This is a genomic window from Bradyrhizobium genosp. P (genome assembly GCF_049949265.1).
Classification (GTDB): Bacteria; Pseudomonadota; Alphaproteobacteria; order Rhizobiales; family Xanthobacteraceae; genus Bradyrhizobium.
The window spans coordinates 3624546-3637713 of the sequence record NZ_CP188195.1 but is presented as its reverse complement, the minus strand read 5'-3'; the positions used below and the strand labels follow the sequence as shown (position 1 = coordinate 3637713).

The window sequence follows — 13168 nt, the reverse complement described above, 5'->3', positions numbered from 1 at the left end:
GCTAGCCGACCTTCTCGACGAAGACGCGGATGGTGCCGCCGCAGGACAGGCCGACATTCCAGGCCGTCTCGTCGGCAACGCCGAATTCGAGCATCTTGGCCTGACCGCTCGCGATCACGTCGAGCGCCTCGGTGACCACAGCGCCCTCGACGCAACCGCCCGAAACGCTCCCTAAGAACGTGCCGTCGTCGTTGATGACGAGGCTCGAGCCGGCCGGGCGCGGCGCCGAACCCCAGGTCTCGACCACGGTGGCGAGCGCCACGCCGTGGCCCTGGCTCTGCCAGGTCTCGGCGGCCTGAAGGATGTCTTCGTCGCGGTTCAACATGGTGGCCTCCTGCTTAGCATTCTTCTCAGGCTACGGAGCGGATCAGGCTGCGGTGTTGCACCGGCGGCCGACATGACAGCGCCTCGATCAACCCCTTGATAGACGTCAAATTATGCACCGGGCGGAATTCGTCAACGTGGGGCAACATCATTTTGATGCCCTGCGCCTTGGCCTCGAAGCCCGAATAGCGCAACAGCGGGTTGAGCCAGATCAGGCGGCGGCAAGACCTATGCAGCCGGTCCATCTCGAAGGCCAGTTTTGCGTCGGCCTCCCGTTCCAGCCCGTCGGAAATCAGCAGCACGATGGCGCCCTGCCCGAGCACGCGGCGGGCCCAGAGCTGGTTGAAAGAGTGCAGCGAGGTGGCGATCCGCGTCCCGCCGGCCCAGTCCTCGACCGAGGACGAGCAGCGCGCCAGCGCCTCGTCGGGATCGCGCTGCCGCAACGCGCGCGTCACATTGGTCAGCCGGGTACCGAACAGGAACACCGAGACCCGTTTGCGGGCATCTGTGATGGCATGCAGGAAGTGCAGGAACAGGCGGGTATATTCGCTCATCGAACCGGAGATATCGAGCAGCGCCACGATCGGCGCCGGCTTCTCGATCCGGCCGAGCTTGCGGATGTCGATGATCTCACCGCCGGTGCGCAAGGAGGCGCGCAGGGTGCGGCGCATGTCGAGCCGCAGACCCCGTGCAACCGGCTGGTAGCGGCGGGTCCGCAACTCGGCCTGCGGCAGCCGCATCAGCGCGATCTCTCTGACGACCTCGGCGATCTCAGCCGCGGTCATCTGCGCAAAATCCTTCTTCTGGAGCACTTCCTTGTCGGAGACCGAGAGTTTCAGCTCCTGCTCCTGAGCCTGCGGCCGCTCCTCGCGCATCGCGGGCTGCGACATCGCCTCCTGGACGCGGCGCGAGGCCGGCGGCGGTTTCTTCTTGGCGTGATCCGGCAGCGGCACCGAATCCAGCATGCTCTTCCACTCCTCGGCGGCGCGGAAGAACAGGTCGAAAGCCTGGCGGAAGATCAGCGCGTGCTCATGGCGCTTGACGAAGATCGATTCCAGCGTGGTGAAGAGATCGGCGCGGTTGCCGACCTCGATCAGTTGCAGCGCATTGAGCGCGTCGATCACCGAGCCCGGCCCGACCGGAAGCCCGGCCGCCCGCAGCGCGCGGGCAAAGCCGATGACATTGTCGGCCATGTAACCGGTCGGAGGCGCAAGGTGATTGATCGCCATCGTTTGGTACCCCGTCATTCCGGGGCACGCGAAGCGTGAACCCGGAATCTCGCTCCACAAGCTCGGGATTCCGGGTTCGCACTGCGTGCGCCCCGGAATGACGAATGTTGTTGCGGCGCGCGAGCTAGTTCTCGCTCGTCGCGTCCTTCAGTGTCTTCTGCAACGCGTCGCCCTGGAGGCGCGCGATATCGTCCTGGTATTTCAGCAGCGCGCCCAGCGTGTCGCCGACCACCTGCGGCGTCAGCGAGCGCGCATCGAGCTCGGAGAGCGCGGTGGCCCAGTCGATGGTCTCGGCCACGCCCGGCGACTTGTAGAAATCCTGGTTACGCAGTGCCTGCACGAAGCGGACGACCTGCTGCGAGAGTTTTGCGGAAATGTTGGGCACTCGCGACTTGACGATCGCCAGCTCGCGCTCGGCGGAGGGATAGTCCACCCAGTGATAGAGGCAGCGGCGCTTCAGCGCGTCGTGGATCTCGCGGGTACGGTTGGAGGTGATGATCACGATCGGCGGCGCCGGCGCCTTCACGGTGCCGAGTTCGGGGATGGTGACCTGGAAGTCGCTGAGGATTTCCAGAAGATACGCCTCGAACGCCTCGTCGGCGCGGTCGAGTTCGTCGATCAGCAGAACCGGCGGCCCGGCGACATCAGGCTCGAGCGCCTGCAATAGCGGCCGCTTGATCAGGAAACGCTCGGCAAAAATGTCACTGGCGAGCTGGTCGCGATCGGTGTCGCCGGAGGCTTCCGCCAGCCGGATCGCGATCATCTGCGCCGCGCTACTCCACTCATAGACGGCGGAGGCGACGTCGAGGCCCTCATAGCATTGCAGCCGGATCAGCTTGCGGCCGAGCGCCGCCGACAACACCTTGGCGATCTCGGTCTTGCCGACACCGGCCTCGCCTTCCAGGAACAGCGGCCGACCCATCCGCAGCGCGAGATAGGTCACCGTCGCAAGCGACCGTTCGGCCAGATAGCCGCGCGAGGTCAACAGCTCCAGCAGAGCATCGACGGAGGTGGGTAACGCCGATGCACTCATGAAACGGCCAATCTTGCAGCAGGAGTTAGCAAAGCGCGCCTTAAAGCGTGCCCTGGAGTTTAGCCCTTGGCGGTCGCAGCTTCCACGGCCCTGCGCGCCAGGACGCCGATCAGATGCGCGCGGTATTCGGCACTGCCGTGCAGGTCGCTGTTGAGCCCGTCGGCCGGAACGGTCAGGCCGTCGAGCACCTTGTGCGAGAATCGCGTCTTCAACGCCTCCTCGAACGCGGTGACGCGGAACACCCCGTCGGAGCCCGCGCCCGTCACGGCAACGCGCACGTCGGACGGACGCTTGGCCACGAACACGCCGACCAACGCATAGCGCGAGGCCTGGTTGCGGAATTTCACATAGGCCGCCTTCTTCGGCAGCGGGAACATCACCTTGATGATGATCTCGTCGGCCTCGAGCGCGGTCGTGAACAGGCCCTGGAAGTATTCCTCGGCCTTGAGGCGGCGCTTGTTGGTCACAATGGTCGCATCCAGCGCCAGCACCGCGGCCGGATAGTCGGCTGTCGGGTCATTATTGGCGAGCGAGCCGCCGATGGTGCCGCGGTGACGCACGGCGGGATCGCCGATCAGGCCGGCAAGCTCGGCAAGCGCCGGGATCGCTTCGCCGACGATGGCGGAGTTCGCGACATCGGCATGCTTGGCGGTGGCGCCGATCACCAGCGCGCGGCCCTTCATCTCGATCGTGTCGAGGCCCTCGATGTGAGAGAGGTCGACCAGATGCGGCGGGCTCGCGAGCCGTTGCTTCATGACCGGCACCAGCGTGTGGCCGCCGGCGATCAGCTTGGCGTCCTCGTTCTTGACCAGGAGATTGGCGGCCTGCCGCACGGTCTCCGGACGATGATATTTGAATTCGTACATTGAAGTTTCCTGGGAATGTCCCGATCGCGGGAAGCGCGATGAAATGCTGCCTTAAGCGACGTCCGACTTGCTAAGCGAGGTCCGACTTCGCCATCGCCTTGGCGCCGGCGGCGATCGAAGCGACGATGTTCTGATAGCCGGTGCAGCGGCACAGATTGCCTTCCAGCTCCTCGCGGATCAGCGCATCGGAGAGATCGTGGCCCTTGCGATGGACGATATCGACCGCGGTCATGATCATGCCGGGCGTGCAGAAGCCGCATTGCAGGCCGTGATGCTCGCGGAACGCCTCCTGCATCGGATGCAGCGGCGCGCCATCTGCTGCGAGACCTTCGATGGTCCTGACTTCATGGCCGTCGGCCATGACCGCGAGCGTGGTGCAGGACTTCACCGCCTTGCCGTCGAGGTGCACGACGCAGGCGCCGCACTGGGAGGTGTCGCAGCCGACATGGGTGCCCGTCAGGCGCAGATTTTCGCGCAGAAACTGAACCAGAAGGGTACGGGGGTCGACGTTCGCGTTCACGGGGTTGCCGTTCACGATCATGGAAATCTTGGCCATCAGCACTCTCTTATCTGCGCTGCCGCATATCGGCAGAACAGGCGGTTTAAAATCATTCCAGACGGCATAATATGGGCCGGCCCCCCAATGAGCAACCTTTCGAGCCACTCATCCAGGGCATAGCCGGATACGGCTGATCCGGCCCTCCAGCGCAGCTAGCCCTGCACCGCCTTGGCGAAATTGGCAAAGAATTCGTCGGCGAGCTTCTTGGCGCTGCCGTTGATCAGGCGCTGGCCGAGCTGGGCGAGCTTGCCGCCGATCTGCGCCTCTACGTTGTAGCTCAGGAGCGTGCCGCCATCCTTGTCGGTGAGACCGACAGTCGCGCCGCCCTTGGCGAACCCGGCGACCCCGCCCTCGCCCTCGCCGGAGATCTTGTAGCCGTTGGGCGGATCGAGATCGCTCAAGGTGACCTTGCCCTTAAAGCGGGCGGAGACCGGTCCGACCTTCATCTTGGCGGTGGCGCGGAAGCCGTGGTCGTCGGTCTTCTCCAGCTCCTCGCAGCCGGGGATGCAGGCCTTCAGCACCTCGGGGTCGTTGAGCTTGTCCCACACAGCCTCACGCGGCGCCGCAAGCTGGACTTCGCCGGTCATCGTCATGGCCATGGGGACCTCCTGGATCGATCGCTAAAACCTGTTTCCCCAAGTAATGCAGCAGGCGGGCAAAGGAAAGGCCACCTTTGGAGGATGAGCGATGCATATTCGCAACTGCAGCAAGACCGGCGCCCCGTTCACAAAATCGCACCATTGGCCACGTGGGTGAAAATAGCAGCAAACCGGCGGCGGGCATTGGCATCAGCCCACCGGAATGGTTAGGTCGCGCGACATGAGCACAGCCCTCTCTCCCCTGCTTGCGCCGATGCTGTCGAGCGCCGCGATGCGCGCGACATGCGACGATGCCGCCACCTTGCAGAACATGCTGGATTTCGAGGCCGCCCTGGCCCGCGCCGAGGCGGCCTGCGGCGTGATTCCATCCTCGGCCGCGGGACCGATTGGTGCCGCCTGCAGGAGCGAATCATTTGATCTGACCGCGTTGGCGGAGGCCGCGACCCAGTCGGGCAATCTGGCGATCCCCCTGGTCAAGGCGCTGACCGCCAACGTTGCGAAGCTGGATGCCGAGGCCGCGCGCTATGTGCATTGGGGCGCGACCAGCCAGGACGTGATCGATACCGCGACCATGCTGACATTGCGCGCCGGCATCGACGCGCTGCTGCTGGATACCGATCGTGCGGTCGCAGGCTTTGCCAAGCTGGCACGGCAACATCGCGATACGGCGGTGGTGGCGCGCACCTGGCTGCAGCACGCGCTGCCGATGCCGTTCGGATTAAAACTCGCCGAATATGCCGCGGCGCTGCATCGCTCGCGCAAGCGATTGCAACGCCTGCGCTCCGAGACGCTGGCATTGCAATTCGGCGGCGCGGCCGGAACGCTGGCCGCGCTCGGCGACAACGGGCTCGCGGTTGCCGAGCAGCTTGCGCGCGAGCTAGACTTGCCGTTGCCGGAAGCGCCATGGCACACCCATCGCGACCGTATCGCGGAGGCGGCATCGGTGTTTGCAATCCTCGCCGGCAGCTGCGGCAAGATCGCGCGCGACGTCTCGCTGATGATGCAGACCGATGTTGCCGAAGCCTTTGAGCCGGCGGGTGTCGGCCGTGGCGGCTCCTCGACCATGCCGCACAAGCGCAATCCGGTGGCGGCCGCGAGCGCGCTTGGCGCCGCCACTATGGCGCCCAATCTCGCCGCCACGATTTTTGCAGCACAAGTACAGGACCACGAGCGCAGCGCCGGGCCGTGGCATGCGGAGTGGCCGACGCTGCCGGCCCTGATGCTGGTCACCTCGGGCGCGCTTGCCGCCATTGTCGACCTCGCCGAGGGGCTGGAGGTCGATGCGGCGCGCATGCGCGCCAATCTCGACACAACCGGCGGCCTGATCATGGCGGAGGCGGTGACGATGGCGCTGGCGGAAAAGATCGGCAAGAGCGACGCCCATCATTTAATCGAGGCCGCGAGCAAGACGGCGGTCGCGGAGAAGAAGCATCTGCGCGACGTGTTGTCGGCGGATGCGAAGGTCACCGCGCAGCTCGATGGCAAGAAAATCGCGGAACTGTTCGAGCCGATGGCCTATCAAGGCGCTTCGCAGGCCCTGATCGACCGCCTGCTGGCCTCTCTCAACGCGACATAAAAGACCGGAGTATTGTCCGATGCCAATGATCGACGCCGACGGGTGCCTGCTCAATGTCCAGGTGGAAGGCCGCGACGGCGGACCGACGCTGATGCTGTCGAATTCGCTCGGCTGCACCCTGCAAATGTGGGAGCCGCAGATGCGGTCGCTGACGCAGCTGTTTCGTGTCATCCGCTACGACCGCCGCGGCCACGGCAAATCCGGCGTCCCGCCCGGCCCCTATTCGATGGAGCGGTTCGGCCGCGACGTGCTCGCGATCCTCGACGACCTCAACATCGAGAAAGTGCATTGGTGCGGCCTGTCGATGGGTGGCATGGTCGGACAATGGCTCGGCGCCAACGCGCCCGAGCGGTTCGGCAAGATCATCCTCGCCAACACCGCCTGCTACTATCCCGATCCGACCAACTGGCTGAACCGCATCAAGGCGGTGAAGGAAGGCGGCATCGCCGCCGTCGCCGACACCGTGATCGCGGGCTGGCTGACCGCTGATTTCCGCGAGCGCGAGCCGCAGATCGCAGCCCACATGAAGGCGATGCTGCTCGCCACCCCGGTGCAGGGCTATCTCGCCTGCTGCGAAGCGCTGTCCACGCTCGACCAGCGGGCGCTGTTGCCCCAGATCAAGAGCCCGACATTGGTGATCGCGGGACGGCAGGACATGGCAACCCCGGTGTCAGCGGCGGAGATGATCCGTAGCCTCATTCCCGGCGCCAGCATGACGCTGCTCGACGCCGCGCACATTTCCAATGTCGAGCAGTCGTACGCCTTCACCGAAGCCATGGTCGGCTTCCTGACGCAACGCTAACGCCGTCATTGCGAGCGAAGCGAAGCAATCCATGTCACCGCTTGCGGAAAGATGGATTGCTTCGTCGCTTCGCTTCTCGCAATGACGAGAGGAGACATCAATGGACGACAATCAGCGCCGCGACGACGGCATGGCGCAGCGCCGCAAGGTGCTGGGTGATGAATGGGTCGACAAGTCGCTTCAGAACCGCAATGCGTTCAACACCGACTTCCAGGACCTGATTACGCGCTATGCCTGGGGCGAGATCTGGACGCGGCCGCATTTCGATCACCGCACACGGCGCGTGCTCGTGATCGGCACCATGGTCGCGCTCGGCCAGTGGGACGAATTCCGCCTGCATGTGCGGGCAGCGCTCGCTGAAGGCGGCTTCACGCCGGACGACATCAAGGAGATCCTGCTGCAGCAGGCGATCTATTGCGGCGTGCCGGCCGCCAATCACGCCGTCAAGGAAGCCAATGCGATCATTTCGGAGTTAGGGCTGCAGGGATAGCTCGCCGGCCGGTTCGGACGGAGCGATTGCCTCAGCGGCCGGCGCCTTGGCAGCGGGCTTCGCCGGCTCCTCGAACAGCATCACGATCGCGGTGCCGAGCAGCATCAAAAGCTCGGCTGCATGCATGCGCAACGCCTGGATCTCGCCGACCTTCGAGGCCATCAACATGCTGGCAAAGCTGATCACGCTGCCGAAGCACAGCGCCACGACGAGCGCTTCGTTGTAACCGCCGTTCTTTCTCGCCGACGGCCGCGTCATCATGGCGAGGAAGACCGTGAAGAATGCCACCACGGTAATCCGCGCCAGCGCCAGCAGCCAAGCGAGCCGAACGGTCGCGATCTTGGAAAGCTGCAGATAGTCGCTCGCGTACAGCGCGATCGACACGCTCGGCCGCTCATACAGCCCGTGGACCGGCGACACCATGATGTTGAAGGCAATGATGGTCCAGACCGGGATGAAATAGGCTGCAAGCAGCGCGCCGTTGAATGAACTGATCCGCCAATTGCTGGACATGACGCTTCCCACGCTTCCGCGGGCCCAAGGAGCGGGCGGCGGTTCGGCCGAGGTAACGCCCTTAAACCGCCAGCGGCAATTTAAACCCTTTGTTTACCTTAACTGCCTTGGGGATTGTTTGGGGATTGTTTGGGGCACGTTCGGTCCGTGCCAAAACGGGGGCAAAAAGAAAGGTCCCGCCTTGCGGCGAGACCCTTCCCTTGCTGATACGCGATGATCGGGTCCGAACTAGCGACCCTTCTCCGGGTTCTCGCCCTGACGGCTCGGATCCTGCTGCTGCTGGCCGGGCTTTTGGCCGCCGCCTTGCTGCTGCTGACCGGGCTTCTGACCCGGGTTCTGGTTCTGCTGTCCCGGGTTCTGGTTCTGGTTGCTCATTCGGGTATCTCCCTTGTTGAACACAGTCCGGGACAACCGGGAGCGCTGCGTTTGGTTCGATGGGAACCTTGGGCACTTCAGCAGTCAAACTGTGGCAACGCCGGCCGCAAAACGCGCCATCCGGAACCCGGCGCTGTCGCTCGCGGAAACGGCGCCATGGTGCGCTGCGATCGCAAGCCATCTCAAATAGAAGCCTCTCTCAAATAGAAAGGCCCTGCCCGGAACGCAGGCATCCTGCCCGCGGCAAGGTCATGTCGGGCGAGTTTAAAGTGCGGAACCGAGCAAATGACTCGTGTACAGCCACCCCAGTTGCAGATTGCCGCTGTTGCCGCCTTCGGTTCCCACTGTTAGAAAACCATCGGACATGTCGGTTAAGGCTACCGGGGGCCCTCGCCGCGTTTCTCGTCTCTAACAGCGGCAGTGCATGGATTATTTCGCGCAGCAACTGATCAACGGCCTGGTGCTCGGTTCGATCTACGGCCTGATCGCCATCGGCTACACAATGGTCTACGGCATCGTCGGCATGATCAACTTCGCCCATGGCGACATCTTCATGATCGGCGGCTTCATCGCGCTGATCTCGTTCCTGATCCTGGTGTCGCTCGGCCTCACCGCGATCCCGGTGATCCTCCTGATCGTGCTGCTGGTCTCGATGGCGATCACCGCGCTGTATGGCTGGACCATCGAGCGCATCGCCTACCGGCCGCTGCGGCACTCGTTCCGACTCGCGCCGATGCTGTCGGCGATCGGCATGTCGTTCGTGCTGACCAACTACTCGCAGGTTTCGCAGGGCGCACGGGTCAAGCCGGTGCCGCCGATCATCACCGGCGGCTACACGCTGCACGAGGGACCGGAGGGTTTTGCGGTGCAGCTCTCCAACGTCCAGATCGTCGTCGTCATCACCACCGTGGTGCTGCTCGCAATGTTCACCTGGATCGTGTCGCGCACCCGGCTCGGCCGCGACATGCGCGCCTGCGAGCAGGACCAGACCATGGCATCGCTGCTCGGCGTCGACGTCGACCGCACCATTTCGATGACCTTTGTGATCGGCGCAGCCCTCGCCGCGGTCGCCGGCGTGATGTACCTGCTCTATTACGGCCTGGTCGATTTCTTCATGGGCTTCGTCGCCGGCATCAAGGCCTTCACCGCGGCCGTGCTTGGCGGCATCGGCTCGCTGCCCGGCGCGATGCTCGGCGGGCTCGCGATCGGCCTGATCGAGACCATGTGGTCGGCCTATTTCTCGGTGGAGTACAAGGACGTCGCCGCGTTCTCGATCCTGATCGTGGTGCTGATCTTCATGCCGACCGGCCTGCTCGGCCGTCCCACAGTCGAAAAAGTCTGACGGACGGCCCTCAGTGAGCGTCACCCCAGCAGCCCACCCGTCGCACGCCTCGCAGCCTTCGGGCGCCGCCTTCATCTTCAAGAAAGCCCTGATCAGCTCCGTGGTGGCGCTGGTGCTGTTCTCGCTGATGATCGGTGTGCGCACCGAAGCCGGCCCGCAGGGCAACCTGATCTACTGGACGCGGTTCGGCGACCTTGCCGCCATGGTCGGCATCGTGTTCGGCGGCAGCATCATCGTCGAATTGTTGCGGCAGTGGTGGGGTCCGGTCGGCACCATCAGGGCCGTTCCGCCGCAGGTGCAGGCCACGCTGTCGTTCGCGGGCCGCTTGCTCGCGCCGGCGCTGCTGATCTTCACCTTCCTCGTCCCGGTGATCTTCTACAACCAGCGCTACATTCTCGACCTCGGGATCCTGGTCCTGACCTATGTGATGCTGGGCTGGGGCCTCAACGTCGTGGTCGGCCTCGCCGGCCTGCTCGATCTCGGCTACGTCGCCTTCTACGCGGTCGGCGCCTATTCCTACGCGCTGCTCGCCACCAATTTCGACCTGTCGTTCTGGGTTTGCCTGCCGCTCGCGGGCATCCTGGCGGCATTCTGGGGCGTGCTGCTCGGCTTCCCCGTGCTGCGGCTGCGCGGCGACTATCTGGCGATCGTGACGCTCGCCTTCGGCGAGATCATCCGCCTCGTCATCATCAACTGGCAGAGCCTGACCGGCGGCCCCAACGGCGTCTCCGGCATCCCTCGCCCGACGCTGTTCGGCATCCCGCTCGACAACACCGACGGCGGGCTTGCCGCCAAGCTCGGCATCGAGTTCTCGCCGACCCACCGCATCGTCTTCCTGTTCTACGTGATCCTGGCGATGGCGCTGCTCACCAACTGGGTAACGATCAGGTTGCGGCGGCTGCCGATCGGCCGCGCCTGGGAGGCGCTGCGCGAGGACGAGGTGGCCTGCCGCGCGCTCGGCATCAACACCACGACGACCAAGCTGACGGCGTTCGCGACCGGCGCCATGTTTGGCGGCCTCGCCGGCGCGTTCTTCGCCACGCGGCAGGGCTTCATCAGCCCGGAATCCTTCACCTTCCAGGAATTGGCGCTGGTGCTCGCGATCGTCGTGCTCGGCGGCATGGGCTCGCAGCTCGGTGTCGCGCTCGCGGCGCTTGCGATGATCGGCGGCTTCGAGCTGTTCCGCGGCTTCGATCAATACCGCATGCTGGTGTTCGGCATGGCGATGGTGTTCCTGATGATCTGGCGTCCGCGCGGGCTGATCGGCCATCGCGCGCCGACCGTGTTCCTGGAGCGCAGCCAGGCGATCTCGTCCGACCTCGTCAAGGAGGGCCACGGATGAGCGACGATCATATCCTCGCCGTCGATCATCTGATGATGCGTTTCGGCGGCATCGTCGCCGTCAACGATCTCTCCTTTGCCGCGGAGCGGGGCAAGATCACCGCGCTGATCGGACCGAACGGCGCCGGCAAGACCACGGTGTTCAACTGCATCACCGGCTTCTATCGCCCAAGCGGCGGCGCGATCCGCCTGACCCATGACGACGGCCGCAGCATCCAGCTCGAACGCCTCAACGATTTCCGGATCGCCAAGCGGGCCAAGGTCGCGCGCACCTTTCAGAACATCCGGCTGTTTCCCGGCATGACGGCGCTGGAGAACCTGATGGTCGCGCAGCACAACGCGCTGATGCGCGCCTCCGGCCTGACCTTCCTCGGCCTGATCGGCGTGCCTTCATGGCGTCATGCCGAACGGCGCGCCATCGATCTGGCGCGGACCTGGCTGACGCGCGTCGGGCTGCTCGATCGCGCCGACGATGCCGCGGGCAATTTGCCCTATGGCGACCAGCGCCGCCTCGAGATCGCGCGCGCGATGTGCACCGAGCCGGCGCTGCTCTGTCTCGACGAGCCGGCGGCCGGCCTCAACGCGCGCGAGAGCGGCGCGCTCAACGAGTTGCTGCTGTCGATCCGCGCCGACCATGGCACCTCGATCCTGCTGATCGAGCACGACATGTCGGTCGTGATGGAAATCTCCGACCACGTCGTGGTCATGGATTACGGCGTCAAGATCGCGGAAGGCACGCCGCAGGCCGTGCGCGACGATCCCAAGGTGATCGCCGCCTATCTCGGCGCCGACGAGGAAGAGGCGATCGCGGTGATGGAGAGCGCCACGTGAGCGCGACGCCCGAAAATCCCACCTCCCCCTGCAAGGGGGAGGTCGACCGCGAAGCGGGCCGGTGGGGGTCACGCTTTTCCCGCACGAAAGATATGACGGCACGTGCGCGATCTCTCCGCGTCAATATGACCGAAGCAGAATCTCGCTTGTGGCGTGCCCTGCGTCGCGATCAGCTCAATGGCTTTTCATTTCGCAAGCAGCACCCGATCGGTCCGTACACGCTCGACTTCTATTGCTCGCGCCTCCGTCTCGCTGTCGAGGTGGACGGAGGTCAACACGCCGAGCAGCGCAAGCAAGCCGATGACCGCCGAACGGCGTGGCTCGCGGAGAAAGGCGCCACAGTCGTCCGCTACTGGAACAACGATGTGCTGTCGAATTTGGAGGGCGTGCTGAGCGATCTGCTTGCGCACATGGAAAGGTTGTCGCAAGCGGCGACAACCCCAACCCTCCCCCTTTCAGGGGGAGGGAGAACAGACAGTCGCGCTCCGGGCAACGAAGGGAGCGAGCGATGACTGGTCCCCTGCTCGCGGTGCGCGGCGTGCGTGCCGCCTATGGCAAGATCGAGGCGCTGAAGGGCGTCGACATCGAGATCAGTGCCGGCGAGATCGTCGCGCTGATCGGATCCAATGGCGCCGGCAAGTCGACGCTGATGATGACGATCTTCGGCAGGCCGCGCGCCCGCGCCGGGCGGATCGAATTCGACGGTCGCGACATCACCGGCGAGCCGACCCACGAGATCGCGCGACTGCGCATCGCCCAATCGCCCGAAGGGCGGCGGATCTTTCCGCGCATGAGCGTGGCCGAAAACCTGCAGATGGGCGCGGATGCGACCGAATGCAGCGAGGCTGAGCGCGAGGCCGGGCTGGAACGTGTGTTTGCGCTGTTCCCGCGCTTGAAGGAACGCACCGCGCAGCGCGGCGGCACGCTGTCGGGCGGCGAGCAGCAGATGCTCGCGATCGGCCGCGCCCTGATGAGCCGGCCGCGCCTGTTGATGCTGGACGAACCCTCGCTTGGCCTTGCGCCGCTGATCGCCCGGCAGATCTTCGATGCGATCCGCACGCTGAACCGCCAGGACGGCCTCACCGTGCTGATCGTCGAGCAGAACGCCAACCACGCGCTGAAGCTCGCCCATCGCGGCTATGTCATGGTCAACGGCCTGATCACGCTGGCCGGAACCGGCGCCGAGCTGCTGCAGCGGCCGGAAATCCGCGCCGCCTATCTGGAGGGCGGACGGCGCGGCTAGCCATGAGTCCGGCGCTCCCTGCAGCGGGTGAAGCGTCGATTTGCC

Annotated in this window: 16 protein-coding genes; 8 read left to right on the top strand and 8 right to left on the bottom strand. The window is 64.9% G+C overall.

Annotated elements, in window-relative coordinates; all coding sequences use genetic code 11:
* Position 1 precedes the first annotated feature (1 nt).
* The 6 genes from ACP2YO_RS17615 to ACP2YO_RS17590 form a co-directional block, all read right to left on the bottom strand.
* Positions 2 to 325: an XdhC family protein gene (locus ACP2YO_RS17615; protein WP_426441966.1), complete on the bottom strand. Its 324-nt coding sequence runs from the start codon at positions 323 to 325 to the stop codon at positions 2 to 4.
* A 25-nt stretch (positions 326 to 350) separates the two neighbouring features.
* On the bottom strand, positions 351 to 1553 hold the full coding sequence (locus ACP2YO_RS17610) for a vWA domain-containing protein (RefSeq protein ID WP_426441965.1): 1203 nt from the start codon (positions 1551 to 1553) through the stop codon (positions 351 to 353).
* Positions 1554 to 1677: 124 nt separating this feature from the next.
* A complete protein-coding gene (locus tag ACP2YO_RS17605) occupies positions 1678 to 2586 on the bottom strand; it encodes an AAA family ATPase (RefSeq protein ID WP_426441964.1) in 909 nt (302 codons plus the stop codon).
* 59 nt (positions 2587 to 2645) lie between these two features.
* Positions 2646 to 3452 carry an FAD binding domain-containing protein gene (locus ACP2YO_RS17600; protein ID WP_426441963.1) on the bottom strand — a complete coding sequence of 269 codons (807 nt, stop codon included), beginning with the start codon at positions 3450 to 3452 and terminating at the stop codon, positions 2646 to 2648.
* A gap of 70 nt (positions 3453 to 3522) precedes the next feature.
* Entirely contained in the window at positions 3523 to 4008 is a 486-nt protein-coding gene (locus ACP2YO_RS17595) for a (2Fe-2S)-binding protein (protein ID WP_426441962.1), read from the bottom strand.
* A gap of 155 nt (positions 4009 to 4163) precedes the next feature.
* Positions 4164 to 4610, bottom strand: coding sequence for an SRPBCC family protein (locus ACP2YO_RS17590; RefSeq protein ID WP_426441961.1), 447 nt, complete (start codon positions 4608 to 4610; stop codon positions 4164 to 4166).
* Positions 4611 to 4830: 220 nt separating this feature from the next.
* Here ACP2YO_RS17590 and ACP2YO_RS17585 point away from each other — a divergent pair, with 220 nt between their 5' ends.
* From ACP2YO_RS17585 to ACP2YO_RS17575, 3 genes are all read left to right on the top strand, one after another.
* The gene (locus ACP2YO_RS17585; protein ID WP_426441960.1) at positions 4831 to 6186 is read left to right on the top strand and encodes a 3-carboxy-cis,cis-muconate cycloisomerase; all 1356 of its coding nucleotides are present in this window, start codon (positions 4831 to 4833) and stop codon (positions 6184 to 6186) included.
* Positions 6187 to 6205: 19 nt separating this feature from the next.
* Positions 6206 to 6988 carry a 3-oxoadipate enol-lactonase gene (gene pcaD, locus ACP2YO_RS17580; protein WP_426441959.1) on the top strand — a complete coding sequence of 261 codons (783 nt, stop codon included), beginning with the start codon at positions 6206 to 6208 and terminating at the stop codon, positions 6986 to 6988.
* A gap of 100 nt (positions 6989 to 7088) precedes the next feature.
* Entirely contained in the window at positions 7089 to 7478 is a 390-nt protein-coding gene (locus ACP2YO_RS17575; RefSeq protein WP_426441958.1) for a carboxymuconolactone decarboxylase family protein, read from the top strand.
* On the opposite strand, the gene ACP2YO_RS17570 is transcribed toward ACP2YO_RS17575, so the two are convergent.
* Entirely contained in the window at positions 7461 to 7991 is a 531-nt protein-coding gene (locus ACP2YO_RS17570; protein ID WP_426441957.1) for a hypothetical protein, read from the bottom strand. The genes ACP2YO_RS17575 and ACP2YO_RS17570 overlap by 18 nt on opposite strands.
* Positions 7992 to 8219: 228 nt before the next feature.
* On the bottom strand, positions 8220 to 8366 hold the full coding sequence (locus ACP2YO_RS17565) for a hypothetical protein (protein WP_426441956.1): 147 nt from the start codon (positions 8364 to 8366) through the stop codon (positions 8220 to 8222).
* 424 nt (positions 8367 to 8790) lie between these two features.
* Here ACP2YO_RS17565 and ACP2YO_RS17560 point away from each other — a divergent pair, with 424 nt between their 5' ends.
* From ACP2YO_RS17560 to ACP2YO_RS17540, 5 genes are all read left to right on the top strand, one after another.
* Positions 8791 to 9708: an ABC transporter permease subunit gene (locus ACP2YO_RS17560; protein ID WP_426441955.1), complete on the top strand. Its 918-nt coding sequence runs from the start codon at positions 8791 to 8793 to the stop codon at positions 9706 to 9708.
* Positions 9709 to 9781: 73 nt separating this feature from the next.
* Entirely contained in the window at positions 9782 to 11050 is a 1269-nt protein-coding gene (gene livM / locus ACP2YO_RS17555) for a high-affinity branched-chain amino acid ABC transporter permease LivM (protein WP_426443226.1), read from the top strand.
* Positions 11047 to 11880, top strand: a complete 834-nt coding sequence (locus tag ACP2YO_RS17550) for an ABC transporter ATP-binding protein (RefSeq protein WP_426441954.1) — start codon at positions 11047 to 11049, stop codon at positions 11878 to 11880. Before livM ends, ACP2YO_RS17550 begins: the two co-directional genes overlap by 4 nt.
* Positions 11877 to 12392 carry an endonuclease domain-containing protein gene (locus ACP2YO_RS17545; protein WP_426441953.1) on the top strand — a complete coding sequence of 172 codons (516 nt, stop codon included), beginning with the start codon at positions 11877 to 11879 and terminating at the stop codon, positions 12390 to 12392. Before ACP2YO_RS17550 ends, ACP2YO_RS17545 begins: the two co-directional genes overlap by 4 nt.
* A complete protein-coding gene (locus ACP2YO_RS17540) occupies positions 12389 to 13123 on the top strand; it encodes an ABC transporter ATP-binding protein (RefSeq protein ID WP_426441952.1) in 735 nt (244 codons plus the stop codon). Before ACP2YO_RS17545 ends, ACP2YO_RS17540 begins: the two co-directional genes overlap by 4 nt.
* Positions 13124 to 13168: the final 45 nt, after the last annotated feature.